This window comes from Pseudomonas sp. OE 28.3, assembly GCF_014268205.2.
Lineage (GTDB): Bacteria > Pseudomonadota > Gammaproteobacteria > Pseudomonadales > Pseudomonadaceae > Aquipseudomonas > Aquipseudomonas edaphica.
Map to the genome: position 1 here is coordinate 6,195,236 of NZ_CP077082.1, position 24,491 is coordinate 6,219,726.

The 24,491-nt window shown below is 60.1% G+C and carries 21 protein-coding genes; 8 read left to right on the forward strand and 13 right to left on the reverse strand.

Going from position 1 to position 24,491, the window contains the following annotated elements:
- Window positions 1–28 precede the first annotated feature (28 nt).
- The gene (locus HU759_RS27980) at window positions 29–928 is read left to right on the forward strand and encodes a LysR family transcriptional regulator (protein WP_017138036.1); all 900 of its coding nucleotides are present in this window, start codon (window positions 29–31) and stop codon (window positions 926–928) included.
- Window positions 929–1,154: 226 nt separating this feature from the next.
- Here HU759_RS27980 and HU759_RS27985 read toward each other — a convergent pair whose 3' ends face one another.
- The 4 genes from HU759_RS27985 to HU759_RS28000 all read right to left on the reverse strand — a co-directional run bounded on the left by HU759_RS27985 (window position 1,155) and on the right by HU759_RS28000 (window position 8,353).
- The gene (locus HU759_RS27985; RefSeq protein WP_169987495.1) at window positions 1,155–2,933 is read right to left on the reverse strand and encodes an acyl-CoA dehydrogenase C-terminal domain-containing protein; all 1,779 of its coding nucleotides are present in this window, start codon (window positions 2,931–2,933) and stop codon (window positions 1,155–1,157) included.
- Window positions 2,934–3,191: 258 nt separating this feature from the next.
- Window positions 3,192–4,961, reverse strand: coding sequence for an acyl-CoA dehydrogenase C-terminal domain-containing protein (locus HU759_RS27990; protein WP_170036899.1), 1,770 nt, complete (start codon window positions 4,959–4,961; stop codon window positions 3,192–3,194).
- Between the two features lie 90 nt (window positions 4,962–5,051).
- Window positions 5,052–6,341: a GGDEF domain-containing protein gene (locus HU759_RS27995; RefSeq protein ID WP_170036898.1), complete on the reverse strand. Its 1,290-nt coding sequence runs from the start codon at window positions 6,339–6,341 to the stop codon at window positions 5,052–5,054.
- Between the two features lie 206 nt (window positions 6,342–6,547).
- Window positions 6,548–8,353 carry a phenylacyl-CoA dehydrogenase gene (locus HU759_RS28000; RefSeq protein WP_017138032.1) on the reverse strand — a complete coding sequence of 602 codons (1,806 nt, stop codon included), beginning with the start codon at window positions 8,351–8,353 and terminating at the stop codon, window positions 6,548–6,550.
- Between the two features lie 52 nt (window positions 8,354–8,405).
- Between HU759_RS28000 and HU759_RS28005 the strand changes: the two genes are divergently transcribed.
- On the forward strand, window positions 8,406–8,546 hold the full coding sequence (locus HU759_RS28005; RefSeq protein ID WP_186617045.1) for a hypothetical protein: 141 nt from the start codon (window positions 8,406–8,408) through the stop codon (window positions 8,544–8,546).
- A 156-nt stretch (window positions 8,547–8,702) separates the two neighbouring features.
- On the opposite strand, the gene HU759_RS28010 is transcribed toward HU759_RS28005, so the two are convergent.
- The 6 genes from HU759_RS28010 to bioB form a co-directional block, all read right to left on the reverse strand.
- Window positions 8,703–8,984 (reverse strand): hypothetical protein, encoded by a 282-nt coding sequence (locus tag HU759_RS28010; protein WP_017138029.1) that lies wholly within the window; start codon window positions 8,982–8,984, stop codon window positions 8,703–8,705.
- A gap of 106 nt (window positions 8,985–9,090) precedes the next feature.
- Entirely contained in the window at window positions 9,091–9,771 is a 681-nt protein-coding gene (bioD, locus tag HU759_RS28015) for a dethiobiotin synthase (protein WP_017138028.1), read from the reverse strand.
- A complete protein-coding gene (gene bioC / locus HU759_RS28020) occupies window positions 9,768–10,580 on the reverse strand; it encodes a malonyl-ACP O-methyltransferase BioC (RefSeq protein WP_017138027.1) in 813 nt (270 codons plus the stop codon). The genes bioD and bioC overlap by 4 nt, the downstream gene beginning before the upstream one ends.
- On the reverse strand, window positions 10,573–11,304 hold the full coding sequence (locus HU759_RS28025; RefSeq protein WP_017138026.1) for an alpha/beta fold hydrolase: 732 nt from the start codon (window positions 11,302–11,304) through the stop codon (window positions 10,573–10,575). The genes bioC and HU759_RS28025 overlap by 8 nt, the downstream gene beginning before the upstream one ends.
- On the reverse strand, window positions 11,297–12,478 hold the full coding sequence (gene bioF / locus HU759_RS28030) for an 8-amino-7-oxononanoate synthase (RefSeq protein WP_177034673.1): 1,182 nt from the start codon (window positions 12,476–12,478) through the stop codon (window positions 11,297–11,299). Before bioF ends, HU759_RS28025 begins: the two co-directional genes overlap by 8 nt.
- Before the next feature lie 156 nt (window positions 12,479–12,634).
- Window positions 12,635–13,690, reverse strand: a complete 1,056-nt coding sequence (bioB, locus tag HU759_RS28035; RefSeq protein WP_017138024.1) for a biotin synthase BioB — start codon at window positions 13,688–13,690, stop codon at window positions 12,635–12,637.
- Between the two features lie 114 nt (window positions 13,691–13,804).
- On the opposite strand from bioB, the gene HU759_RS28040 reads away from it, so the two are divergent.
- The 5 genes from HU759_RS28040 to rarD all read left to right on the forward strand — a co-directional run bounded on the left by HU759_RS28040 (window position 13,805) and on the right by rarD (window position 19,547).
- Window positions 13,805–14,542 carry a ComF family protein gene (locus tag HU759_RS28040; protein WP_138451640.1) on the forward strand — a complete coding sequence of 246 codons (738 nt, stop codon included), beginning with the start codon at window positions 13,805–13,807 and terminating at the stop codon, window positions 14,540–14,542.
- A gap of 57 nt (window positions 14,543–14,599) precedes the next feature.
- Complete coding sequence (locus HU759_RS28045) at window positions 14,600–15,364, forward strand: TOBE domain-containing protein (protein ID WP_138451637.1); 765 nt, start codon at window positions 14,600–14,602, stop codon at window positions 15,362–15,364.
- A gap of 79 nt (window positions 15,365–15,443) precedes the next feature.
- Window positions 15,444–17,342, forward strand: a complete 1,899-nt coding sequence (locus HU759_RS28050; RefSeq protein WP_017138021.1) for a PhoX family phosphatase — start codon at window positions 15,444–15,446, stop codon at window positions 17,340–17,342.
- A 167-nt stretch (window positions 17,343–17,509) separates the two neighbouring features.
- Window positions 17,510–18,484 (forward strand): serine/threonine protein kinase, encoded by a 975-nt coding sequence (locus HU759_RS28055; RefSeq protein ID WP_056857817.1) that lies wholly within the window; start codon window positions 17,510–17,512, stop codon window positions 18,482–18,484.
- Between the two features lie 178 nt (window positions 18,485–18,662).
- Window positions 18,663–19,547: an EamA family transporter RarD gene (rarD, locus tag HU759_RS28060; protein WP_017138019.1), complete on the forward strand. Its 885-nt coding sequence runs from the start codon at window positions 18,663–18,665 to the stop codon at window positions 19,545–19,547.
- Between the two features lie 223 nt (window positions 19,548–19,770).
- Here the strand turns inward: rarD and HU759_RS28065 are convergent, their stop codons facing one another.
- Window positions 19,771–20,283, reverse strand: coding sequence for an ACT domain-containing protein (locus HU759_RS28065; RefSeq protein ID WP_017138018.1), 513 nt, complete (start codon window positions 20,281–20,283; stop codon window positions 19,771–19,773).
- Window positions 20,284–20,867: 584 nt separating this feature from the next.
- Here HU759_RS28065 and HU759_RS28070 point away from each other — a divergent pair.
- Complete coding sequence (locus tag HU759_RS28070) at window positions 20,868–23,045, forward strand: malate synthase G (RefSeq protein WP_170036894.1); 2,178 nt, start codon at window positions 20,868–20,870, stop codon at window positions 23,043–23,045.
- 249 nt (window positions 23,046–23,294) lie between these two features.
- Here the strand turns inward: HU759_RS28070 and HU759_RS28075 are convergent, their stop codons facing one another.
- The gene (locus tag HU759_RS28075; RefSeq protein ID WP_170036893.1) at window positions 23,295–23,699 is read right to left on the reverse strand and encodes a hypothetical protein; all 405 of its coding nucleotides are present in this window, start codon (window positions 23,697–23,699) and stop codon (window positions 23,295–23,297) included.
- A gap of 128 nt (window positions 23,700–23,827) precedes the next feature.
- The gene (locus tag HU759_RS28080) at window positions 23,828–24,274 is read right to left on the reverse strand and encodes a response regulator (protein WP_017138015.1); all 447 of its coding nucleotides are present in this window, start codon (window positions 24,272–24,274) and stop codon (window positions 23,828–23,830) included.
- Between the last annotated feature and the right edge of the window lie 217 nt (window positions 24,275–24,491).

Below are 24,491 nucleotides of genomic sequence, written 5' to 3' on the forward strand. Positions count from 1 at the left end.
TTTCCAGCTTTTTCGATAAGTAAGTCTTATGGATTTCAAGCAACTGCGTTATTTCGTCGCGGTGTATGAGGAAGGCCACGTGGGCCGTGCCGCCGAGCGTTTGTCGATCTCGCAACCGGCCTTGTCGCAACAGATTCGCCAGCTGGAGCAGAACCTGGATGTCAGCCTGTTCGAGCGCAGCAGCAAGCGCCTGTTGCCGACACTGGCGGCACACACCTTGTACAACCACGCCTTGCCGCTGATCGACGGCATGCAGCAAGCCGTCGAGGCCTTGCGCAACTTCAAGGGCCAGGCGATGCGCACCTTGGCCATTGGCGTGCTGCAAACCGTGCACACCAGCCTGGTCCCGCAGATGCTCGAGCGCGTGCGCAAAGCCCAACCGCATCTGGTGGTGCAGATCTATGAGTTGACCGGGATTGAAATTGAGCGGCGTTTGCTCAACGGTTCGCTGGATATCGGCATCAGCTACTTGCCTCCCCGTCAGCCGGGGTTAACCGGCGTGTTGCTGTACGAAGATGAACTGAAGGTCGTCATCCCCGAAGACCACCCATTGCGGGAATTCAAGAAAGTCTCGCTGAAACAGGCGGCGGAGTTGCCGATGCTGCTGTTGGGGGAAGAGTTTCAGGTGCGCCAGATCTGGCAAGGCCAGTTATCCAATTTAGGACGACGGCCACAAGTGCAGGCGGAGTTGAATACGATGGCAGGGATTCTCGATAGCCTGCCTCATACCCAGCTCGCCACCGTATTGCCGGGGCGCTCCCAGGATGAACACAACAGCAAGGCACTGCTGTGGAAGCCCTTGAGTGAACCCAGGGTGCCGCTGAAAGTGGGGTTGGTGTGCCGCGATGTGCAGCGCCAACAAGCGACGGTGGCGTTATTGCGCACCCTGCTCGAAGACGTAATGAATGCCCCACAGGCAGGCGCCTGACTTTTTCGCGGGCAAAAGAAAACCCCGCCGAAGCGGGGCTTTGCAGACTGTTTCCCTGACATCCATTTCACTCCGCCATCCTGGCAGAATCCTACGTGTCCGTGTTGTTGCTTTGCGCTTCCTGCGCGACGTCCATGTGAAGTAGATTATCCGTGGATCCAATTTGGCGATAGAGGACGAATAGCAGCACGTCATGTAAGAGAATGCTTACACGCCCTCCAAGCCCTTAGAACAGTGCTTCATCCAGCAAAAACAATGATTCACTACCGGCTTTTACCGACGCACTCAGTGAATGAATGCGCGGCAGCAGGCGGGCAAAGTAGAAGCGCGCGGTACCCAGCTTGCTGGCGTAGAAGTCTTCCTCAGCCTCTTTGCCCAGCGCGGCCTTGGCCATGCGCGCCCACATATAGGCATAGGCCATGTAGCCAAAGGCGTGCAGGTACTCAACCGAAGCCGCGCCGATTTCATTCGGGTTGGTCTTGGCGCGGTCCAGCACCCAGGCGGTCAACTCATCCAGGTTATCCACGGCAGCGCTGAGCGGTTGGGTGAACTCGCTCAACTCGGCGCCTGAAGCCGCGATGAACTGGCGGATCTCGTCAGCGAACAAGGTGTAGAACGCCCCGCCACTGCCAACGATCTTGCGCCCCATCAAGTCCAGCGCTTGAATGCCGTTGGTGCCTTCGTAGATCTGCGTGATGCGCACATCCCGCACCAACTGCTCCTGGCCCCACTCGCGGATGTAGCCGTGGCCGCCAAAGATCTGCTGGCCGAGCACGGTGGTTTCCAGGCCAAGGTCGCTGAGGAAGGCCTTGGCAACAGGTGTCAGCAGCGCCACCAGGTTGTCTGCACGTTCGCGAGCGGCGGCATCTTCACTGAACTTGGCGATGTCCAATTGCGTGGCCACATAGGTGGAGAACGCACGACCGCCTTCGTTCGAGGCTTTCATGGTCAGCAACATGCGGCGCACATCCGGGTGCACGATGATCGGGTCGGCCACTTTGTCCTTGGCCTGGGCGCCGGTCGGCGAGCGGCTTTGCAGACGGTCGCGCGCGTATTCAATCGCGTTTTGATAAGAGCGCTCACCCGACGCCAGGCCCTGGATACCCACACCCAAACGCTCGTAGTTCATCATGGTGAACATCGCCGCCAACCCACGGTTCGGCTCGCCCACCAGGTAACCCACGGCTGCATCGAAGTTCATCACGCAGGTCGCGGATGCCTGGATGCCCATCTTGTGTTCGATGGAGCCGCAACTCACCGGGTTGCGCGCGCCCAGGCTGCCGTCGGCATTGACCATGAACTTCGGCACCAGAAACAGCGAAATGCCCTTTGGCCCGGCCGGTGCATCCGGCAGTTTGGCCAGCACCAGGTGGATGATGTTGTCGGTGAGGTCATGCTCGCCGCCGGTGATAAAGATCTTGGTGCCACTGATGGTGTAGGACCCGTCCGCCTGAGGCTCAGCCTTGGTGCGGATAATGCCCAGGTCAGTCCCGGCGTGCGCTTCCGTCAGGCACATGGAACCTGCCCACTCACCCGAATACATTTTCGGCAGGTAGGTAGCCTTGAGCGCTTCGCTGGCGTGGGTGTTGATGGAGACGCAGGCGCCGGAGGTCAGCATCGGGTAAAGGCCAAACGCCAGGCTCGATGAGTTGATCATCTCTTCAACTTGCGCCGAGACGGCCTTGGGCATGCCCATGCCGCCGAAGATCGGGTCGCCGCCGACGCCCACCCAGCCACCTTCGGCGTAGGTCTTATAAGCCTGTGGGAAACCATCCGGCGTGCTGACGGCAGTGTCCGCCCAACGGCAACCTTGCTCGTCGCCATTACGGCTGAGCGGCGCGATGGATTTGGCCGTGACCTTGCCGGCTTCTTCAAGGATTGCCTCAACGGTTTCGGCATCTACGGTGTCTGCCAATGCCGGCAATTGGGCCCAGGTGTTGGCGACCTCAAAAACTTCGTTGAGGACGAAGCGCATATCACGCAGCGGCGCTTTGTAATCAGCCATGGCAAACCTCGTGAGAACAGGAAAAGTGATTCGATAGGATCGGTTTTACAGGCTTCGAGTGTAACCGAACAACATTTGAGACACATAGGGTCCGTTAGTGACCATTAGGTATTTAATGGTCACATCACGAATCCAATATGGACTTCTGTGGGAGCTGGCTTGCCTGCGATGCGGGCACCTCGGTTGATCAGTTACACCGAGTTGATGCCATCGCAGGCAAGCCAGCCCCACATTTTGACCGCAGTGAATCAATCGCACCTAAAGCGCAAACAACTGCGCAGGCAAGCTCATCAAGCACTCACTGCCCGCCTCCACAGCGGCGCGGTGCGTTGCAGTACGCGGCAACAAGCGCTTGAAGTAGAAATCGCAGGTGGCCAATTTGGCTTGGGCGAACGCTGCGTCGTCATGCGATTGGGCCGCAATGGCCATGCGCAACCACAGGTACGCCAGAATGATGTAACCGCTGTACATCAAGTAATCCACCGCCGCCGCGCCCACTTCATCCGGGTTTTTCATGGCAGCCATGCCGACCTTCATCGTCAGCTCGCCCCATTGCTGGTTCAGTTGGTTGAGCTGCTCAACCTGGGCCTTGAGCTGCGGGTGCTCGGCATTCGCTGCGCAGAACTTATGCACAAGTTTGGTAAACCCGCGCAGCAACTTGCCCTGGCTGCCCAGTACCTTACGGCCCAGCAAGTCGAGCGCCTGAATGCCATTGGTGCCTTCATAGATCGGCGCAATCCGCGCATCACGCGCCAGTTGCTCCATGCCCCATTCGCGAATGTAGCCATGGCCACCGAACACCTGCATACCGTGGTTGGTCACCTCCAGCCCGGTTTCGGTCATAAAGGCTTTGCAGATAGGTGTGAGGAACGCCAACAGATCTTCGGCCTCCTGGCGTTGGGCGGCGTCACTGCTCAAGTGCGCGGTGTCGAGCAGTTGCGCGGTGAAGTAGGTCAGCGCCCGATTGCCTTCATTGAAGGCCTTCATGGTCAGCAACATGCGCCGCACGTCGGCGTGCACGATGATCGGGTCAGCGGCTTTATCCGGGGCCTTGGCGCCGGTCAGCGAGCGCATTTGCAGGCGGTCGTTGGCGTATTTGATCGCGCCCTGGAAACTCGCCTCACCATTGCACAAACCCTGCATGCCAGTGCCCAGGCGCGCGTGGTTCATCATGGTGAACATGCAATTGAGGCCTTTGTTCGCCTCGCCAATCAAAAAGCCCTTGGCACCGTCGAAGTTCAGCACGCAGGTGGCCGAGGCCTTGATGCCCATCTTGTGCTCGATGGAACCACAGTGCACCGCGTTGCGCTCGCCTGAATCGGCATGGAACTTGGGCACGATAAACAACGAGATACCTTTGGTGCCCGCCGGGGCGTCCGGCAGTTTGGCCAGCACCAAGTGAATGATATTGGCACTCATGTCGTGCTCGCCGGCCGAGATAAAGATCTTGCTGCCGGTGACCGCGTAACTGCCGTCCGCCTGGGGCACGGCGCGGGTCTTGATCAGGCCCAGGTCGGTGCCACAGTGGGCTTCGGTGAGGCACATGGTGCCGGTCCATTCGCCGGCGGTGAGTTTGGTCAGGTAGGTGGCTTTCTGTTCTTCAGTGCCGTGGGCGTGAATCGCCGACATTGCACCGTGGGTGAGACCCGGGTACATACCCCAGGAGGTGTTGCTGGAGCCGATCATTTCGCTGAGCACCAGGCCCAGGGACAGCGGCAAGCCCTGGCCACCGTAGACCGGGTCCGCCGCCACGCCATGCCAGCCGCCTTCCACGTAGTGGGCGAAAGCTTCCTTGAAGCCCTTGGGCGTGGTGACCACGCCATTGTCGAAGTGGCAGCCTTCTTCATCGCCACTGCGATTGAGCGGCGACAGCACGTTTTCGCAGAATTTGGCGCCTTCTTCGAGAATCGCGCTGACCATATCCGGGCTCGCGTCGGTGGCGCCCAAGGCGGCGTAGTGGCCGTGAAAATCAAACACGTTGTCGATCAGAAAGCGCATGTCGCGCAGGGGAGCTTTGTACTCAGGCATGGCAATGTCTCCGGCAGCAGATACTTTCAACCTACTGCCGGTCATCGCCTCGAACAATTACTGTAGAACCGCTGAATACACCGCCATCACTCAACCGGCAGCGCTCTCCATGCGCACCGCGCCGCGCCGGGTTTGCCCGGCAGCGACCACGCAGTTACGCCCCGCGCCCTTGGCCGCGTAGAGCGCCTGATCGGCGGACTTGAGCACTTCTTCAGGCGTGCGCTGCTCGACCTGGCGCTCGGCCACGCCGATGCTGACCGTCACCGACACACTCGAGGCGCCACTGCCCACCCGGCGTTGGCGGCCCTGCTGGTCGTCGTGGGGACGGTCCGGGTTGCGCAGCTTGATGGCGTAGTTGGCGATGATCTCGCGAATCTCTTCCAGGTGCGGCATGCACTCGTCCAACGTCTTGCCGGCGAACACCACGGCAAACTCTTCCCCGCCATAACGATAGGCACGCCCACCGCCATTGACCTTCGACAATTTGCTGGCCACCAGCCGCAGCACTTGGTCACCGACATCGTGGCCGTGGGTGTCGTTAAAGCGCTTGAAGTGATCGACGTCGCTCATTGCCAACACATAATTGCGCCCCAACCGTTGCATGCGCTCATTGAGCGCGCGCCGCCCCGGCAAGCCGGTGAGTTCATCGCGAAAGGCCATCTGATAAGCCTCGTGCGCCACGCCGGCGGCAATCATCAGCATTACCTGGCTGCACATGATGTTCAGCGTGAACGGCAGGATAAAGGTTTGCGGCAACATCCAGAACAGCCCCAGCAAACCCACCAGTTGCGCCGCGTGCAAGGGCCGCGGCTGATACCAGTACTGCGCCGCCAGGGTGACAAAACCAATCAGGAACATCGGGTACGACAGCTGGATCAGGCTCATCCAACTGCCATGCAGCGCCGGCCAGCGAATCTCCGCCAGCCAGTTCAGCAAGGCTTGGGGGAAACTCTGCTCAAGCGCCAGGGCTACGCTGCCAAACGCAAAAAGCACGGCGCAGCGCGCCACAAAGTCGCGGAACAGGTGGGTTTTCTCCTGCCACAGCGCGTAAATGCTGAACAGCAACGGCAACAGCAAGCAACACAGATGGAACACCACCGCGGCGTCTTCACGGACGCGGCCGTTATCGCGGTAATAATCGGTCTGGGTGTCAAGCAGGAAGTAAACGACGTACACCGTGATCATCAGAAACAGCTCACGCTGGCGCCGATACACCGCGCAGTACGCGCCGCCGAGCAACAGCACCAAGGTCGGCAGCACATTGAACAGCGAGGTGAAGAACACGCTGAGGTCTTTGACATACGCAGCCGAGAGCCCGGCCATCAATAGCAGTAACGAAGGAAGAAAATGACTGAACCGTACAGCGGACACGCGCGACAAGGGTAAAGCTCCGACCCGCCCAGAAAGATGGCACAGTGCCTTCACTGAGCACAGTTAAGCACATTCAATGTGACCTGTATCACATTGCCATCACTGTAACGGCAGCCAGGCGCAATCCCTGAGTGCTGTGCTGTGTTTTTTATCGCCGCACATAAAAAAACCGCCGCTTCCAAAAGAAGCGGCGGTTTTCAGGAGACCGGCAGGGCTTAGTAAGCCAGGCCGAAGTCTTCTTCTTTCATGTCCATCAGGTTGTTGGCGCCCGACAGCATGGTGACCTTATGGGTCTGGGTACGCGGCAGGATGCGCTGGAAGTAGAAGCGCGCCGTCTGCAGCTTGGCGGTGTAGAACGCCTCTTCGGTGGTGCCGGCAGCCAGTTTTTCAGCAGCCAGGCGTGCCATGTCGGCCCAGAAGTAAGCCAGGCACGCATAGCCGGAGTACATCAGGTAGTCCACCGAGGCGGCACCGACTTCTTCACGGTCTTTCATCGCGGCCATACCGACCTTCATGGTCAACTCGCCCCACTCTTTGTTCAGTGCCGCCAGCGGTGCAACGAATTCCTTAACGGCTTCGTTGCCTTCGTTGGCCTGGCAGAACTTGTGCACGATCTTGGTGAAGCCCTTGAGCGCTTCGCCTTGAGTCATCAGCACTTTACGGCCCAGCAAGTCGAGTGCCTGGATGCCGGTGGTGCCTTCGTACAGCATCGAAATGCGGCTGTCACGAACGTTCTGCTCCATGCCCCACTCGGCGATAAAGCCGTGGCCGCCGTAGATCTGCACGCCGTGGTTGGCCGATTCAAAACCGACTTCGGTCATGAACGCCTTGGCGATTGGGGTCATGAACGCCAGCAGGCCGTCGGCTTGCTTCTTGGCTTCGTCGTCGGTGCCGTACTTGACGATGTCCACTTGCTTGGCGGTGAAGTACACCATCGCACGGTTGCCTTCAGCGAAGGCTTTCATGGTCAGCAGCATGCGGCGCACGTCAGGGTGCACGATGATTGGGTCAGCGGCTTTGTCCGGCGCTTTCGGGCCAGTCAGCGAGCGCATTTGCAGGCGGTCGCGAGCGTATTTCAGGCCGCCCTGGAAGCCGATCTCGGCGTGGGACAAGCCTTGCAGCGCGGTGCCCAGGCGAGCGGTGTTCATAAAGGTGAACATGCAGTTCAGGCCTTTGTTCGCCGGGCCGATCAGGAAACCGGTGGCCGCGTCGAAGTTCATCACGCAGGTGGCGTTACCGTGGATGCCCATCTTGTGTTCCAGGGAACCACAGGTCACCGCATTGCGCTCGCCGATCGAGCCGTCTGCGTTCGGCAGGAATTTAGGCACGATGAACAGCGAAATACCCTTGGTGCCGGCCGGTGCGTCCGGCAGGCGAGCCAGTACGATATGGACGATGTTGTCGGCCATGTCGTGTTCACCGGCCGAGATGAAGATCTTGGTGCCGGAGACTTTGTAGGAACCATCAGCCTGAGGTTCGGCCTTGGTGCGCAGCATGCCCAGGTCGGTGCCGCAGTGCGGCTCGGTCAGGCACATGGTGCCGGTCCACTCACCCGAAACCAGCTTGGTCAGGTAAGCGTCTTGCTGTTGCGGGGTGCCGTGCTCGGAGATGGTGTTCATCGCACCGTGGGACAGGCCAGGGTACATGCCCCACGACCAGTTGGCGGCGCCGACCATCTCGCTCACGGCCAGGCCCAGGGATTCCGGCAGGCCTTGGCCACCGTGCTCCACGTCGTGGGCCAGGCTTGGCCAGCCGCCTTCGACGAACTGCTTGTAGGCTTCTTTGAAACCAGTAGGGGTTTTTACGCCTGACTCGCTCCAGGTACACCCTTCGATGTCACCCACGCGGTTCAACGGTGCCAGCACTTGCTCACAGAACTTGGCGCCTTCCTCAAGAATGGCGTCAACCATGTCCGGGGTAGCGTCCTGGCAAGCCGGCAGGCTCTGATAGTGCGCTTCATAACCGAGCAGTTCGTCACGAACGAAGCGAATATCACGCAAGGGGGCCTTGTAGTCAGGCATAGCGATAAACCTCTGCTGATGTATCTGGGATGAACAACCGCGTGGATTTGTTATGGCGGTCAAACAGGTGTTTGAAACATACGTTTACGACCTGGGGTTGTCAAGCATCGCGCCGAAGCCGTTTGTCATGACGCGCATCAATGCCACGCACGGCAAGGCCTGCGGCGGGATGCCACGCTTAAAAGGAGTTTAGAAGTTCAACGAGATGACACAGGACAATGTGGGAGCTGGCTTGTGTGGGAGCTGGCTTGCCTGCGATACAGGCGCCGCGGTATATCAGGAAGATTGAGTCGATGCTATCGCAGGCAAGCCAGCTCCCACAGAAGAGCCGGCGTGTGCCGATAGAAAGTTAAGCGTAGGTATCGATCAACGTGCCAAGCATTTCATCCGAAGCCTTGGCAACTTTCGCGCCCAGCTCCACTTGAAACTTGCCTTGGGCCATTTCGACCATGTTGCTCGCCGAGTTGGACGGCTGGGCGCGATCGTTGGCTTGTAGACGATCACTTTGTGCGTCCGAGGGCTGGGTCGTCGCGGCGCCGGCAATTTTGCCGGCGGCCTGGTCGACGCGGTTCTGCCCGGCCTGAATAGTGCTCAGCCCCGAATAAAACGCGCTGCTTCCAGAGATTTCCATGGCGTAAGCCTGCCTTTAGAGAATCGTGAACTTGAATTGAAGCAGACATCCTGGCAAAACGCCCGTCAAAAACACTAATGGCATAATGCCTTAGCGATAGCCAAAATCAGTCAAGCAGGTCCAACTCCAGGTACTCGGCCACCACTTTCGCGCTGGCCTGCTTGAGCTTTGGCACCCGCCCCAGGCACGGCGCAGGCAACCGCTCAGCCAGGGTGGCGAGGTTCTCTTCCAGACGAGAGGTCTTGGGGTCGATGATATTTGCCACCCAACCCGCCAACGGCAAACCGTCCCGCGCGATGGCTTCGGCGGTGAGCAGCGCATGGCTGATACAGCCCAGACGCACGCCCACCACCAGGATCACCGGCAGCTTGAGCGCCATGGCCAGGTCCGACAGGTTGTCCTGATCGGCCAACGGCACCCGCCAGCCGCCTGCGCCTTCGATCAAGGTGAAATCCGCGTGTTGCGCGAGTATGTGCTGCATCGGCTTCAACAGTGATTGCACCGTGAGCGCCACACCCGCCTCCCGCGCGGCCAGGTGCGGCGCAATCGCGGGTTCAAAGGCCACCGGGTTGACCTCGGCATAGGTCAACGGCAGCGAACATTCGGCCAGCAGTGCCAAGGCGTCGGCGTTGCGCAAACCTTTTGGGGTGAGCTGGCAGCCTGAGGCCACCGGTTTTCCGGCGGCGGTGCTTTTACCCGCCAGCCGCGCGGCATGCAGCAGCCCGGCGGCGATGGTGGTTTTGCCCACATCGGTATCGGTGCCGGTGATGAAATAAGCGGCGCTCATAACGGTTTCTCCAGTACGGCGTACACCACTTGGTACGTGGCGGGCAGGCCCTGGGCCTGGCGGAACTGCTCGTAAGCGTGCACCAGTGCAACAATCCGCGCGCGCCCCGTCAACCCTCCCGGGCGACCGGGGTTGAGGTTATGCGCGCCCAACGCCTTGAGTTCGTGGGTCAGGCTGCGCACATCCGGGTAATGCAACACGTGAGGCTGGCGCTCCAGGCTCAGCACCCGCAAACCGCTGGCAGCACACAGCTGTTGGTAAGCCTCGAAGGTGCGAAAGCGGTTGACGTGAACCAGGCCATCCGCCGCACGCCAGCTTTGGCGCAACTCGTCCAGGGTGCCCACGCACAGGCTCGCAAATGCGAAGACGCCCCCGGGTTGCAGCACACGACAGGCCTCACTGAGCACCGCGTCGAAATTCGCGCACCACTGCACCGCCAGGCTGGAGAACAGCAGTTGGAAGCTCTCAGTTGCAAGCGGCAAGCGTTCTGCATCCCCCGCAATAAAGTGCTGCGCGCCCCCTAAAGGCCGCGCATGGTTGAGCATGCCCTCGGCAATATCCAGCGCTACGCCTTGGCTTGCTGGCAACAGTTCGCCCAGTGCACGGCTGAAATAACCCGTGCCGCAGCCCACATCCAGCCAGCGTCTGGCCGCGATGGCAGCTGGCAGGCGAGACAACAGCTCATGCCCGACTGCGCGCTGCAACTCGGCGACGCTGTCGTAGCTGGCTGCTGCGCGGGAAAACGAGGCCGCCACCTGGCGCTTGTCCGGCAAACCGCCCGGCAGTGGGGGCTGGGATAAATCAGTCATCAACACACTCATGCAAAAAAGCCTGGATGGCCCCCGCTACACCGTGAGGGTCTTCCAGAAGAAAAGCGTGACCGGCCTGTTCAATCAGGCCGATTTCTACATCGGGCAGCAGGGCCAATAGATCACCCGCGGCTTCAGCGGGCACTAAACCGTCCAACCCCGCAAACAGGTGCAGTTGCGGGCCACGAAACGCTTGCAAAGCGGCGCGGGTATCCAGTTGAGCAAGCAGTTCCAGGCCCGGCATCAACACACTCGACAACGTATTCGGCGCCCCGCTGACCAACAGGCGCGACAGCCCTCGCGGGTCTGCAGCGCCCTTGGCACACAGCAGGCCAAAGCGTTTGAGCGTGACCTGAGAATCGGCATGGCAACCCGCGAGGAACGCATCGAACGTCTCGGCAGGCATCGCACTGGGCCAGCCTTGATGGGCGACAAAACACGGGTTGCTCGCCAATGTCAGCAGCCCGCAGCAGCGCTCGCCGCGCCGCGCCGCCAACTCGGAAGCGAGCATGCCGCCCAGGGACCAGCCGCCCAACCAGGCGTTGTCCGGCAGTGTGGCGTCGAGTTCGTCGAGCCATTCATCCAGATCGCTGGAAGCCAGCACCGGCAACGGTTCGATATGCACTTGCAGGTGTTCGTCCAAACCCTGCAAGGCGCCAGCCAAAGGCTCCAGCGGTGAAACGCCGAGCCCCCAACCGGGCAGTAATACCAGTCGATCACGCATGGTCGGGCTCCGTAATACTTAACAACCGGAAACACGCTTCCAATGCGTTTAACAATAGCTGCACCTGGGCCGCGCTGTGGGCCGCTGTCAGTGTCACGCGCAAACGCGCACTGCCGGCCGGCACAGTCGGTGGGCGGATGGCTGTCACCATCAGGCCGCGCTCGCGCAGCATCTGCGACAGGCGCATGGCGGTGGCGCTGTCGCCAATCAGGATCGGCTGGATCGGCGTGAAGCTGTCCATCAACCGCAGGCCAAGCTGCTCGGCGCCCTGGCGGAACTGGCGGATCAGACCATTGAGGTGCTCACGCCGCCAGTGCTCGGTACGCAGCAGCTCCAGGCTTTTCAAAGTGGCGCAGGCCAATGCCGGTGGCTGGCTGGTGGTGTAGATGTAGGGCCGGGCGAACTGGATCAGGCTTTCGATCAGCTCTTCACTGCCCGCCACAAACGCTCCGGCGGTGCCGAACGCTTTACCGAGGGTGCCGACCAATACCGGCACGTCTTCCTGGCTCAAGCCGAAATGCTCGACAATTCCACCGCCCGTAGCACCTAACGGCCCGAAGCCATGGGCGTCATCGACCATCAACCAGGCGCCTTTGGCGCGTGCCTCACGGGCCAGCGCAGGCAGGTCGGCCAGATTGCCGTCCATGCTGAACACACCATCGGTGACCACCAGCGTATTGCCGGTCGCCTTCTCCAGGCGTTTGGCCAGGCTGCTGGCGTCGTTATGCAGATAGCGGTTGAAACGCGCCCCGGACAACAGCCCGGCGTCCAGCAGCGAGGCGTGGTTGAGCCGGTCCTCCAGCACCGTATCGCCCTGCCCCACCAACGCGGTGACCGCGCCCAGGTTGGCCATATAGCCGGTGGTAAACAGCAGTGCACGCGGGCGTCCGGTGAGGTCGGCCAGTGCTTCTTCCAGCTCATGGTGCGGCGTGGCATGGCCGATCACCAGGTGCGAAGCGCCACCGCCCACGCCCCATCGGGAGGCCCCGGCGCGCCAGGCTTCGATCACTTGCGGGTGATTGGCCAGGCCCAGGTAGTCGTTGTTGCAGAATGCCAGCAGCGGCTGGCCATCCACCACCACTTGCGGGCCTTGCGGGCTCTCAAGCAAAGGGCGTTGGCGATAAAGGTGTTCGGCCCGGCGGGCAGCGAGGCGCGCGGCGAGATCAAAAGACATGCAGGCCTCGGCAGTTCAGGTTGAACCCGATCCAATGTGGGAGCTGGCTTGCCTGCGATGACGGCAGCACATTCAGTATCAATATGTCTGGAAGACCGCTATCGCAGGCAAGCCAGCTCCCACAGTTGGATTGCGTTTCAAATGTGGAGAGAGGCGTTAAACCACCGCGTTATAGAACTGCTCGCTGCTCTTCTGCTCCACCAACGCCTGCTCAATCGCTGCCTGATGCACTTCATCGGCGTGCTCTTCACGCGCCTCCGGCAAGATTCCCAGGCGCGAGAACAGTTGCATGTCCTTGTCGGCCTGCGGGTTGGCGGTGGTCAGCAACTTGTCGCCGTAGAAGATCGAGTTGGCACCGGCGAAAAACGCCAGGGCCTGCATCTGCTCGTTCATCGCTTCACGGCCGGCCGACAAGCGCACATGGGATTGCGGCATCAGGATGCGCGCCACGGCGAGCATGCGGATAAAGTCAAACGGGTCGATGTCTTCGGCGTTTTCCAGCGGCGTACCGGCGACTTTCACCAGCATGTTGATCGGCACCGACTCCGGATGCTCCGGCAGGTTGGCCAGTTGGATCAGCAGGTTGGCGCGGTCGTCGAGGGACTCGCCCATGCCGAGGATGCCGCCCGAGCAGATCTTCATCCCCGAATCACGCACGTACGCCAGGGTTTGCAGGCGCTCGCCGTAAGTGCGGGTGGTGATGATGCTGCCGTAGAACTCAGGCGAGGTGTCGAGGTTGTGGTTGTAGTAGTCCAGGCCGGCCTGGGCCAGGGCTTCGGTCTGGTCCTGGTCGAGACGGCCGAGGGTCATGCAGGTTTCCAGGCCCATGGCCTTCACGCCTTTGACCATCTGCAGCACGTAGGGCATGTCTTTGGCCGACGGGTGCTTCCAGGCGGCGCCCATGCAGAAGCGCGTCGAACCGATGGCTTTGGCGCGAGCGGCCTCTTCGAGGACCTTCTGCACCTCCATCAGCTTTTCTTTTTCCAGACCGGTGTTGTAGTGGCCCGACTGCGGACAATATTTGCAATCTTCCGGGCAGGCGCCGGTTTTGATCGACAGCAAGGTCGAGACCTGCACGCGGTTGGCGTCGAAATGCGCGCGGTGCACGGTCTGCGCCTGGAACAACAGGTCGTTGAAGGGTTGCACAAACAGCGCTTTGACTTCGGCTAAAGACCAATCGTGACGCAGGGTGGCAGAGGTGCTGGCGCTCATGGGCGATTCCTTGATTATGCTTGGGCTTACGCTGTGGGAAGGGCAATACCGGCAATACCCGCAATACCCACAGTCAGTCACGACACGGATGCTCGGCATATTTAAGGAAGATTCATGCACTGTCAACTCAGATACAAACATCAGGTTTACATCTGGTTAGAAAACAACCAGACCTGTTTAATTTGCGATGAAGCAACAAACTCCAACCACACTGTGTGCAACGCCTGCGAAACCGAGCTGCCCTGGCTGCTGGAGCATTGCGAGGTGTGCGCCCTGCCCCTGCCGATGGAGGGTTTGATTTGCGGCCCCTGTCAAAAAAAGCCGCCTGCCTATAAACAGGTGATCGCACCCTGGACCTACGGTTTCCCCGTCGACACCCTTATCAGCCGCTTCAAACACCAGTCGCGCTGGCCACTGGGTCATCTGCTCGCACACTTGCTGGGCCAGTATCTGCAACACCGTTTCGACAACACCGCACTCACCCGCCCCGACTGCCTGCTGCCGGTGCCCATGGCGCGCAAGCGTCTGCGTGAGCGCGGCTTCAACCAATCGTTGATGTTGGCCCGCTGGCTCAGCGAAGACCTCGACCTCCCACACGATGAACACCTGTTGTTACGCCCCCATGAAACCGTCGCGCAACAAGCCCTCGACGCCAAGACCCGCCAACGCAACCTGCTCACCGCGTTTGCGCTGGCACCCGGCGCCCAGGTGCAGGGCCGCCACTTTGCGCTGGTGGACGACGTACTCACCACCGGCGCCACCGCCCACAGCCTGGCCCGCCTATTGATGGACGCTGGCGCTCGTCAGGTCGATGTGTACTGTCTGGCCCGCACGCCAAAACCAGGCTCATGACTTGACTCGCGTGCGCCGCGCCTGCAACGTCCGCTGACCTTATCGAAGCGTATCCACATGTCTCTGCCGACCTCCCTCAGCCAACACATCATCCGCCGCCCCCAGCGCATCGCCCTGTTGGCGCATATTGCCGAGCAGGGCTCGATTACCCGCGCGGCCAAGAGCGCTGGCCTGAGTTACAAGGCCGCGTGGGATGCGATCGACGAGTTGAACAACCTGGCGCAAAAGCCGCTGGTGGAGCGCAGCGTCGGCGGCAAAGGCGGCGGCGGCGCCAAGCTGACGGCCGAAGGTGAGCGCGTGCTGCGCCTGTACCAACGCCTGCAAGTGTTGCAGGCCGAGGTGCTGGGTTCGGATGAGGACGCGAGCGACTTCAACCTGCTCGGTCGCCTGATGTTGCGCACCAGCGCGCGCAACCAACTGCACGGCCAGGTCAGCGCCATCGAACACCAGGGCCGCAATGACTTGATTCGCCTGCAACTCTCGGGCGGCTTGAGCCTGAGTGCGCAGATCACTCACGACAGCACGCAGCGGCTGGAGCTGGAGACCGGCGTTGAAGTGGTCGCCTTGATCAAGGCCGGATGGCTGGAATTGCTCGCCATCGGGCAGGCTGCAACACCTGGACACAATTGCGTGAGCGGTGTGATCGAGACGATTCTCGACGCCGATGACGGCCCCAGCGAAGTGCGCATCACACTGCCCAACGGCCAGGTTTTATGCGCCCTGGCGCAGCCCGCCGCGCTCCAGGCAATGGGTGTCGTCGAAGGCGGCCAAGTCCAGGTGCAATTCTCACCCAGCAATGTGCTGCTCGGCACACCGGTTTAGGCGCCCGCCATCTTTAAGCTGCAACAAATTCGTCACGAGCGCTCCTTAAGGTGTCTGCAAAAACCGCAGGGAGCCTGAAATGAGCCTATTAGAAGAAAACCAAGCCACCGACCTTGAACAGATGGTCGGCCTCACCCGCCGCCGTTTTATCGGCGCCGGCGCCCTGTGCGGTGCCGCGATGTTCCTGGGTGGCAACCTGCTCACCCGCAGCGCAATGGCCGTGAACGCTGCCACCGCCAGCCCCTTGCTGGGCTTTGCCAGCATCGCTGCGGCCACCAGCGACGCCATCACCTTGCCGCCGGGTTACTCCGCCTCGGTACTGATCAGTTGGGGCCAGCCGCTGCACAAGAACGCGCCAGCCTTCGACCCGTCCGGCAATGGCACTGCCAAGGCCCAGGAACAGCAGTTCGGTGACAACAACGACGGCATGAGCCTGTTCGCCTTCCCCGGTGACAACAACCGTGCGCTGATGGCCATCAACAACGAATACACCAACTACCGCTACCTCTACGCCCATGGCGGCGCGCCGCAATCGGCTGAAGACGTGCGCAAGGCCCAGGCCAGCGAAGGTGTGTCGGTGATAGAGGTGCGGCGCAAGGGCGACACCTGGCAGTTCGTGCAGGACTCGCGCTACAACCGCCGCATCCACGGTAACTCGCCGATCCGCCTGGGTGGCCCCGCTGCCGGCCATGCCTGGCTGAAAACCAGCGCCGACAAAACCGGCAAAAAAGCCCTCGGCACCTTCCAGAACTGCGCCAACGGCAAGACGCCATGGGGCACTTACCTGACCTGCGAAGAGAACTTCACCGACTGCTTTGGCAGCAGCAACCCGCAACAAAGCTTCGACGCCGGGCAAAAACGCTACGGCGTGGTGGCCGCCAGCCGCGAGATCAATTGGCACCTGCACGACCCGCGCTTCGACATGGCCAAGAACCCCAACGAACTCAATCGCCACGGCTGGGTGGTGGAAATCGACCCGTTCGACCCGCAATCCACACCGGTCAAGCGCACTGCCCTGGGCCGCTTCAAACACGAAAACGCCGCACTGGCAGAAACCCGTGATGGCCGCGCCGTGGTGTACATGGGCGACGACGAGCGTGGCGAGTTCATCTACAAGTTCGTCAGCCGCGATCCGATCAACCACCACAACCCCAAAGCCAACAAGAACCTGCTCGACCACGGCACCCTGTACGTGGCGATTTTCGATGCCGGCGACGGCAATGCCGACCACCCCAAGGGCAAAGGCGAATGGGTCGAACTCACCCACGGCAAAAACGGCATCGACGCCAGCTCGGGGTTTGCCAGCCAGGCCGAAGTGCTGATCCACGCGCGCCTGGCCGCCAGTGTGGTGAAAGCCACACGCATGGACCGCCCCGAATGGATCGTGGTCAGCCCCACCGACGGCCAGGTGTATTGCACGCTCACCAACAACGCCAAACGCGGTGAAGACGGCCAGCCGGTGGGCGGGCCGAATCCGCGTGAGAAAAACGTGTATGGCCAGATCCTGCGCTGGAAAGCCGACGCGGATAACCACGGCGCCAACACCTTCACCTGGGATTTGTTTGTGGTGGCCGGCAACCCCGGTGTGCATGCCGGCACGCCAAAAGGCGGCTCGTCCAACATCAACCCGCAAAACATGTTCAACAGCCCCGACGGCCTGGGGTTCGACAAGGCAGGGCGCCTGTGGATCCTCACCGACGGCGACTACAGCAACAAGGGCGACTTCGCCGGCATGGGCAATAACCAGATGCTGTGCGCCGACCCCAACACCGGGGAAATCCGCCGTTTCATGGTTGGGCCGGTGGCGTGCGAGGTCACGGGCATCAGCTTTTCGCCGGACCAGAAGACCCTGTTTGTGGGGATTCAGCATCCGGGGGAAACCGGGGGTTCGACCTGGCCGGAGCATCTGCCCAACGGCAAGCCGCGCTCGTCGGTGATGGCGATTCGGCGGGATGATGGTGGGATAGTCGGCGCCTGACAGGGCCTCATCGCAGGCAAGCCAGCTCCCACCTTTGAGCGCATTCCACGCTCAAGTGTGGGAGCTGGCTTGCCTGCGATGGCAATGGCACAGTCGCCACCTATCTCAGCGTTGGTGCGTTACCATACCCGGCCGGACGCGGCGCCCTGCTGCGCGCAGGAGTTCGCATGGCCCACCCGTTTGAAACACTCACCCCCGATTTAGTACTCGACGCCGTCGAAAGCATCGGCTTTCTCAGCGACGCGCGCGTGTTGGCGCTTAACAGCTACGAAAACCGCGTGTATCAGGTGGGCATCGAAGACTCCGAGCCGCTGATCGCCAAATTCTACCGCCCGCAGCGCTGGACCAACGAAGCGATCCTGGAAGAACACCGCTTCACCTTCGAACTGGCCGAGTGCGAAGTGCCGGTGGTTGCACCGCTGGTGCATAACGGCGAAAGCCTGTTCGAACACGCGGGCTTTCGCTTCACCCTGTTCCCACGCCGTGGCGGGCGTGCGCCGGAGCCGGGCAACCTGGATCAGCTGTATCGCCTCGGGCAATTGCTTGGCCGTTTGCACGCCGTGGGGTCCACCCGCCCGTTTGAACACCGCGAAGCCTTGGGGGTGAAGAACTTCGGTCACGATTCCCTCAACACCTTGCTTGAAGGCAATTTCATTCCCAAGAGCCTGCTGCCCGCTTACGAGTCTGTCGCGCGCGACCTGCTCAAGCGCGTGGAAGAGGTGTACAAGGCCACACCGCACAAGAACATCCGCATGCACGGTGACTGCCACCCCGGCAACATGATGTGCCGCGACGAGATGTTCCACATCGTCGACCTGGACGACTGCCGCATGGGCCCGGCCGTGCAGGACCTGTGGATGATGCTCGCGGGCGACCGTCAGGAATGCCTGGGCCAGCTGTCGGAATTGATGGACGGCTACCAGGAGTTCCACGACTTCGACCCACGCGAACTGGCCTTGATCGAACCCCTGCGCGCCTTGCGCCTGATGCACTACAGCGCCTGGCTGGCCCGGCGCTGGGATGACCCGGCATTCCCCCACAGCTTTCCGTGGTTTGGCAGCGAGCGGTATTGGGGCGACCAGGTGTTGGCGTTGCGTGAGCAACTGTCGGCGCTCAATGAAGAACCCCTCAAACTCTTCTAAAGAGCAGTACACCACCGGTGTGGGAGCTGGCTTGCCTGCGATTCAGACAACTCGGTGTATCAGTGGTACTAAGGTGATTTCATCGCAGGCAAGACAGCTCCCACAGAAAAGCCCCTGCCTTGCCTGACAAAAATCCTTACAATCGCGCTTTGTAAGCTGCCTGAGCAAGGATTCTGCAATGCACGCCGCCAACCCCCGCAAAGGGTACATCCTGGGCCTGAGTGCCTATGTCATCTGGGGTCTTTTCCCACTTTATTTCAAAGCCATCGCCAGTGTTCCCGCCGCCGAAATCATCGTGCACCGCGTCTTGTGGTCGGCGCTGTTCGGCGGTTTGCTGTTGATGGTATGGAAGCACCCCGGCTGGTTCCGTGAACTGCGCGACAACCCCAAGCGCCTGGCGATTCTGGCACTCAGCGGTTCGTTGATTGCGGCCAACTGGCTGACCTATGTGTGGTCGGTGAACAGCGGGCGCATGCTGGAAGCGAGCCTGGGTTACTACATCAACCCGTTGGTGAATGTGCTGCTGGGCATGCTGATCCTGGGCGAGCGCCTGCGCCGCCTGCAATGGATCGCCGTCGGGCTGGCGGCGGTGGGTGTGGCGCAGCAAGTGTGGCAAGTCGGCAGTCTGCCGTGGGTGTCGCTGGTGCTGGCGTTGACCTTCGGCTTTTACGGTTTGATCCGCAAACAGGCGCCGGTCAAGGCGCTGCCAGGGCTGGTGGTGGAAACCTGGATGCTGGTGCCGATCGCCGTCGCCTGGTTGTTGTTCAACCCGTCGGCCCATAGTGCGCAGCTTGAATTTTGGAGCACCTCCGAAGCCTGGTGGCTGGTGGCCGCAGGCCCGGTTACGCTGATTCCGCTGGTGTGTTTCAACGCCGCCGCACGGCATTTGCCCTACACCGCACTGGGCTTTTTGCAATACGTGGCGCCGACGCTGGTGCTGTTGGAAGCGGTGCTGCTGTTCGGTGAACACCTGGCGACCAGCACGCTGATTGCTTTCGCATTTATCTGGGCGGGCCTGGTGGTTTACAGCCTGGATGCATGGCTGACGGTGCGCAAACGCTGATCAAATAACGTACAAACCTCTGCAAGCCACAGTGCACGTGGCTTGCAGGCATTCACCCCAAGGTTATCCACACCCTGATCCCCGCCATTTGTGCACAAGCCATTGAAACTGCTCGTTTTTTGCTCAATCGACGAAGAAGCCCGGCCGGCATGGCCTGGCGCCGGGTCTCTACAGGTTATCCACAGGCCCATGCAAGATTTCCATGCATAACCTTGTGGACCGATTATTCCTCGTGGTGCAGTTCCACCATCAAATCATCGGCCAAGGTTTCCAGGGACAGCTGCAAGGTATCCAGGGACAACGCGGCCGGCACCTGCAACAACGCTTCGGCGCTAAACAAGGGATCACCGCTCATGGGCGCCGGACGCACATCCGTGCTCAGGCTCGCCAGGTTCACGCCTTGTTTGCTCAATAGCGCCGTGATTTCGCGCACGATGCCTGCGCGGTCATTGCCCACCAACGTCATCATGATCGATTTGGACGCCGAGGCCTGCCCGCTGCTGCCCTCGCCCACCAGCACACGAATGCCATGTGTGGATAAGTCCTCCAGCGCGCCGACCAGGGCTTGACGCTGTTCCGTCGGCACGCTGACCCGCAAAATCCCGGCAAACTGCCCGGCCATGTGCGCCATGCGGCTTTCCAGCCAGTTACCGCCGTGGGCGGCAATGTTCTGCGCAATGCGTTCAACCAGGCCGGGTTTGTCGGCGGCGATAATAGTGAGTACAAGATGGTCCATGGCGAAGCCCTCGGTGGGTTGATCATCGATTATAGGCACACACCCTGTGGGAGCGGGCTTGCCCGCGATGGGCGTATGTTGCAAGTGGGCTGTTGTGGCGAGCAGGCTTGTCCTGCGTTGGGCTGCGAAGCGGCCCCAGTAAAGGCACTGCAATTTTCCTGTTGGAACTCAGCGTCTGAGTTTGGGGCTGCTTCGCAGCCCAACGCAGGACAAGCCTGCTCGCCACAGGAGAAATTGGCTGCCTTCAAAAGTTGTGTCGATATTTATGCCGCGTTGGGGCCTGTCAGTTACACATCGGTTGGCTGAGCTATCGCTATCGCGGGCAAGCCCGCTCCCACATGAAGCCATTGCCTACGGAAGCGGCCAGGAACAAATCGTGTACCATTTTTATATTTATCTGGAACAATCCAATAGTTTTTTGAGAACATCCGATTCTCCGCTGTGACCGTACGACCAAAATGAGTCGCTAAACGACGTATTTAGTCTAATTTTCACAACCGCAAGTCATCATGTAGTATGCCCAACCGTGCACTACATAATGAAAATCTGAAACAGCGCATAAGCTCCGCAGAGTGAGGCAAGCAATGACTGAACACGTTCAAGTCGGTGGCCTGCAGGTCGCCAAAGTCCTGTTCGACTTCGTGAACAACGAAGCCATTCCCGGCACCGGCATCACTGCCGACCAGTTCTGGGCCGGCGCCGACAAGGTCATCCACGACCTGGCACCGAAGAACAAAGCCCTACTCGCCAAACGCGATGATTTCCAGGCGCGGATCGACACCTGGCACCAGACCCACGCAGGCAAAGCCCACGACCCAGTGGCCTACAAAGCCTTCCTGCAAGATATCGGTTACCTGCTGCCAGAAGCTGCAGATTTCCAGGCCTCGACCCAAAATGTCGATGACGAAATTGCCCGCATGGCCGGCCCGCAGCTGGTGGTGCCGGTCATGAATGCCCGCTTCGCCCTCAACGCCTCCAATGCACGCTGGGGCTCGCTGTACGACGCGCTGTATGGCACCGATGCCATCAGCGAAGCCGACGGCGCCGAGAAGGGCAAGGGTTACAACAAAGTGCGTGGCGACAAGGTAATTGCCTTCGCCCGTGCTTTCCTCGACGAAGCCGCGCCGCTCACCGCCGGCAGCCACGTCGATTCCACCGGTTACAAGATGGTGGATGGCAAGCTCATCGTCAGCCTCAAGGGCGGCAGCAACAGTGGCCTGCGCGACGACGCACAACTGATCGGTTTCCAGGGCCCTGCGGCCGAGCCGATTGCGATCCTGCTTAAACACAACGGCCTGCACTTCGAAATCCAGATCGACGCCAGCACCCCGGTCGGCCAGACCGACGCCGCCGGCGTCAAAGACGTGCTGATGGAAGCCGCGCTGACCACCATCATGGACTGCGAAGACTCCGTCGCCGCCGTCGATGCCGATGACAAAGTGGTGATCTACCGCAACTGGCTCGGCCTGATGAAAGGCGACCTGGCCGAAGAAGTGGCCAAGGGCGGCAAGACCTTCACCCGCACCATGAACGCCGACCGCGTCTACACCGGCGTGGATGGCCAGGACGTGACCCTGCACGGCCGTTCGCTGCTGTTCGTGCGTAACGTTGGCCACTTGATGACCATCGACGCGATCCTGGATAAAGACGGCAACGAAGTACCGGAAGGTATCCTCGACGGCCTGCTCACCAGCCTGTCGGCGATCCACAGCCTCAACGGCAACAGCAGCCGCAAGAACAGCCGCACCGGTTCCGTCTATATCGTAAAACCGAAGATGCACGGCCCCGAAGAAGCAGCGTTTACCAATGAGCTGTTCGGCCGCATCGAAGACGTGTTGAACCTGCCGCGTAATACGCTGAAAGTCGGGATCATGGACGAGGAGCGCCGCACCACGGTCAACCTCAAGGCCTGCATCAAGGCGGCCAGCGAGCGCGTGGTGTTTATCAACACTGGCTTCCTCGACCGCACCGGCGATGAAATCCACACCTCCATGGAAGCTGGCGCGATGGTGCGCAAGGCCGCCATGAAGGCGGAAAAATGGATCGGTGCCTACGAAAACTGGAACGTCGATATCGGCTTGAGCACCGGCCTGCAAGGTCGTGCACAGATCGGTAAAGGCATGTGGGCCATGCCCGACCTGATGGCGGCGATGCTCGAACAGAAAATCGCTCACCCACTGGCCGGCGCCAACACCGCCTGGGTGCCATCGCCGACGGCGGCTGCGCTGCATGCGCTGCACTACCACAAGGTTGATGTGTTCGCCCGCCAGGCCGAACTGGCCAAGCGCGAGCGCGCCTCGGTAGACGATATCCTGACCATTCCTCTGGCCAGCAACACCGATTGGTCTGACGAAGAAATCCGCAACGAACTGGATAATAACGCCCAGGGCATCCTCGGTTATGTAGTGCGCTGGATCGACCAGGGCGTCGGTTGCTCGAAAGTGCCGGACATCAACGATGTGGGCCTGATGGAAGACCGCGCCACCCTGCGCATCTCCAGCCAGCACATCGCCAACTGGCTGCGCCACGGCATCGTCAACGAAGCCCAGGTGATGGAAAGCCTCAAGCGCATGGCGCCGGTGGTGGACCGTCAGAATGCCGGTGACGCGTTGTATCGCCCGCTGGCACCGGATTTCGACAGCAACATCGCGTTCCAGGCGGCGGTGGAGTTGGTGATTGAAGGGACTAAGCAGCCGAATGGGTATACGGAGCCGGTGTTGCATCGCAGGCGTCGTGAGTTCAAGGCTAAAAACGGCCTGTAAATGAAAAAAGCCCTGATCGCAAGATCAGGGCTTTACTGTTTTAGCCATTGCACTTCATGCAATGAGTTAAACGATGGGACTGCCGTTCGAAAAAACATAACTGTCTGACATCTATCTTCATCAAGGCTCATTAATCAATCGCCACAATGAGCCCCCTCTCGCGCACTTACAAAGTGCTGTATATCGCAGTAAAACCGCAGATACCTGCATTCCAAAAAACCTGGAATATTTACAGAACAACTCAATCAATTACAAATCATCATTCCACTCAGCAGTGCCTACAACTTTATATTCGACCCCACCCTTATCTGCAAACATCCCATTCAGCTCATACAACCGTTTGCTCGGGGAGTGGGTGACAGTTTCCTTCAAAGTACCGCTCATAAAAAAATATTTATTGCTAATACCGTCCTTCAAGGTCCAAATAAATTTTTCATCCTTGCTTTCAAATTTATAAGTAGCGACCCCATCCTCAGTTTGAGGCTTAAAAAACACAGAGAAGGTATCAGCCCCCCGATAGCTGTAGAGCCCGGAGTCTTCGCCCGCAATTTCAACATTAACATCGTGAGAATCAAAACTTTTATAAAAGCTGCCTTTCTTGGTGATTTCCAGCTTCATAAAATTGGCAGTGGTGTAACTTCCATTTGTGCTCATGACTGGCCTCTGTTCTCTAGTAAGTTGAGGCGGTGATTCCGACCGCCCTCAAACCAAGTGAACAGCGATGCTCATACCACCGCTACTGTCAAAGTTGACAGTTCTTACAGAAGTCCGACCAGCGGTAGCTACTGCGCCATCCCCAATTCCCGCTTGACCATCTTCGCCAACTTCACGCTATCGATCGGTTTGAGCAAAAAATCCACCACGCTCAAATGCATCGCATCAATCACATCCGGCGCTTCCGCGTCTCCCGACATGATGATGATCGGCAACGCCGCACGGGTTGACTCGCGCACTTTGCGAATCAATTGCAGGCCGTTGCTCGGCGCCATGCGCAAATCGGTGATCAGCAAACCGATGGAACTGCTGGAGCTCAACAAATCCCACGCTGTCTCGCCGCTGTCGGCGGTCATGCAGCGAATGCCGTCCAGACCCAGGATCTCCGCAAGCAATTCACGAGCGTCCTTGTCGTCGTCGACAATCAACACCCGCTGTGGCGGCAAATCGGGCTCCAGCATCACGGCGCTCAGCGCCTCGCGCTCGGCATCACTCAAAATATCGTGGTCGGACATACGTTTCTCAGCAGTTCTATTCAATCTCCCAGCACACTCGTCAGACATCTGCGGAAGGGCGAACAATGTGCACTTCGTCGGAAAGTTTGCCTAGTGGGCGTTCTACGGGGTTTGGACGATAGTCATGTAAGGTTTTTCCCTAGTCGTGAATGGTTTTTCCCAGACCTAGACTTACGTCCAATGGGCACCCGCCGCGCGGGAGTCGACCATGCAGGAC

Coding starts and splice junctions, on each gene's coding strand:
- HU759_RS27980 (WP_017138036.1), top strand. CDS start 29: ATGGATTTCAAGCAACTGCGTTATTTCGTCGCGGTGTATGAGGAAGGC.
- HU759_RS27985 (WP_169987495.1), bottom strand. CDS start 2,933: ATGGCTGATTACAAAGCGCCGCTGCGTGATATGCGCTTCGTCCTCAAC.
- HU759_RS27990 (WP_170036899.1), bottom strand. CDS start 4,961: ATGCCTGAGTACAAAGCTCCCCTGCGCGACATGCGCTTTCTGATCGAC.
- HU759_RS28000 (WP_017138032.1), bottom strand. CDS start 8,353: ATGCCTGACTACAAGGCCCCCTTGCGTGATATTCGCTTCGTTCGTGAC.
- HU759_RS28005 (WP_186617045.1), top strand. CDS start 8,406: ATGGCGGTCAAACAGGTGTTTGAAACATACGTTTACGACCTGGGGTTG.
- HU759_RS28010 (WP_017138029.1), bottom strand. CDS start 8,984: ATGGAAATCTCTGGAAGCAGCGCGTTTTATTCGGGGCTGAGCACTATT.
- bioD (WP_017138028.1), bottom strand. CDS start 9,771: ATGAGCGCCGCTTATTTCATCACCGGCACCGATACCGATGTGGGCAAA.
- bioC (WP_017138027.1), bottom strand. CDS start 10,580: ATGACTGATTTATCCCAGCCCCCACTGCCGGGCGGTTTGCCGGACAAG.
- HU759_RS28025 (WP_017138026.1), bottom strand. CDS start 11,304: ATGCGTGATCGACTGGTATTACTGCCCGGTTGGGGGCTCGGCGTTTCA.
- bioF (WP_177034673.1), bottom strand. CDS start 12,478: ATGTCTTTTGATCTCGCCGCGCGCCTCGCTGCCCGCCGGGCCGAACAC.
- bioB (WP_017138024.1), bottom strand. CDS start 13,690: ATGAGCGCCAGCACCTCTGCCACCCTGCGTCACGATTGGTCTTTAGCC.
- HU759_RS28040 (WP_138451640.1), top strand. CDS start 13,805: ATGCACTGTCAACTCAGATACAAACATCAGGTTTACATCTGGTTAGAA.
- HU759_RS28045 (WP_138451637.1), top strand. CDS start 14,600: ATGTCTCTGCCGACCTCCCTCAGCCAACACATCATCCGCCGCCCCCAG.
- HU759_RS28050 (WP_017138021.1), top strand. CDS start 15,444: ATGAGCCTATTAGAAGAAAACCAAGCCACCGACCTTGAACAGATGGTC.
- HU759_RS28055 (WP_056857817.1), top strand. CDS start 17,510: ATGGCCCACCCGTTTGAAACACTCACCCCCGATTTAGTACTCGACGCC.
- rarD (WP_017138019.1), top strand. CDS start 18,663: ATGCACGCCGCCAACCCCCGCAAAGGGTACATCCTGGGCCTGAGTGCC.
- HU759_RS28065 (WP_017138018.1), bottom strand. CDS start 20,283: ATGGACCATCTTGTACTCACTATTATCGCCGCCGACAAACCCGGCCTG.
- HU759_RS28070 (WP_170036894.1), top strand. CDS start 20,868: ATGACTGAACACGTTCAAGTCGGTGGCCTGCAGGTCGCCAAAGTCCTG.
- HU759_RS28075 (WP_170036893.1), bottom strand. CDS start 23,699: ATGAGCACAAATGGAAGTTACACCACTGCCAATTTTATGAAGCTGGAA.
- HU759_RS28080 (WP_017138015.1), bottom strand. CDS start 24,274: ATGTCCGACCACGATATTTTGAGTGATGCCGAGCGCGAGGCGCTGAGC.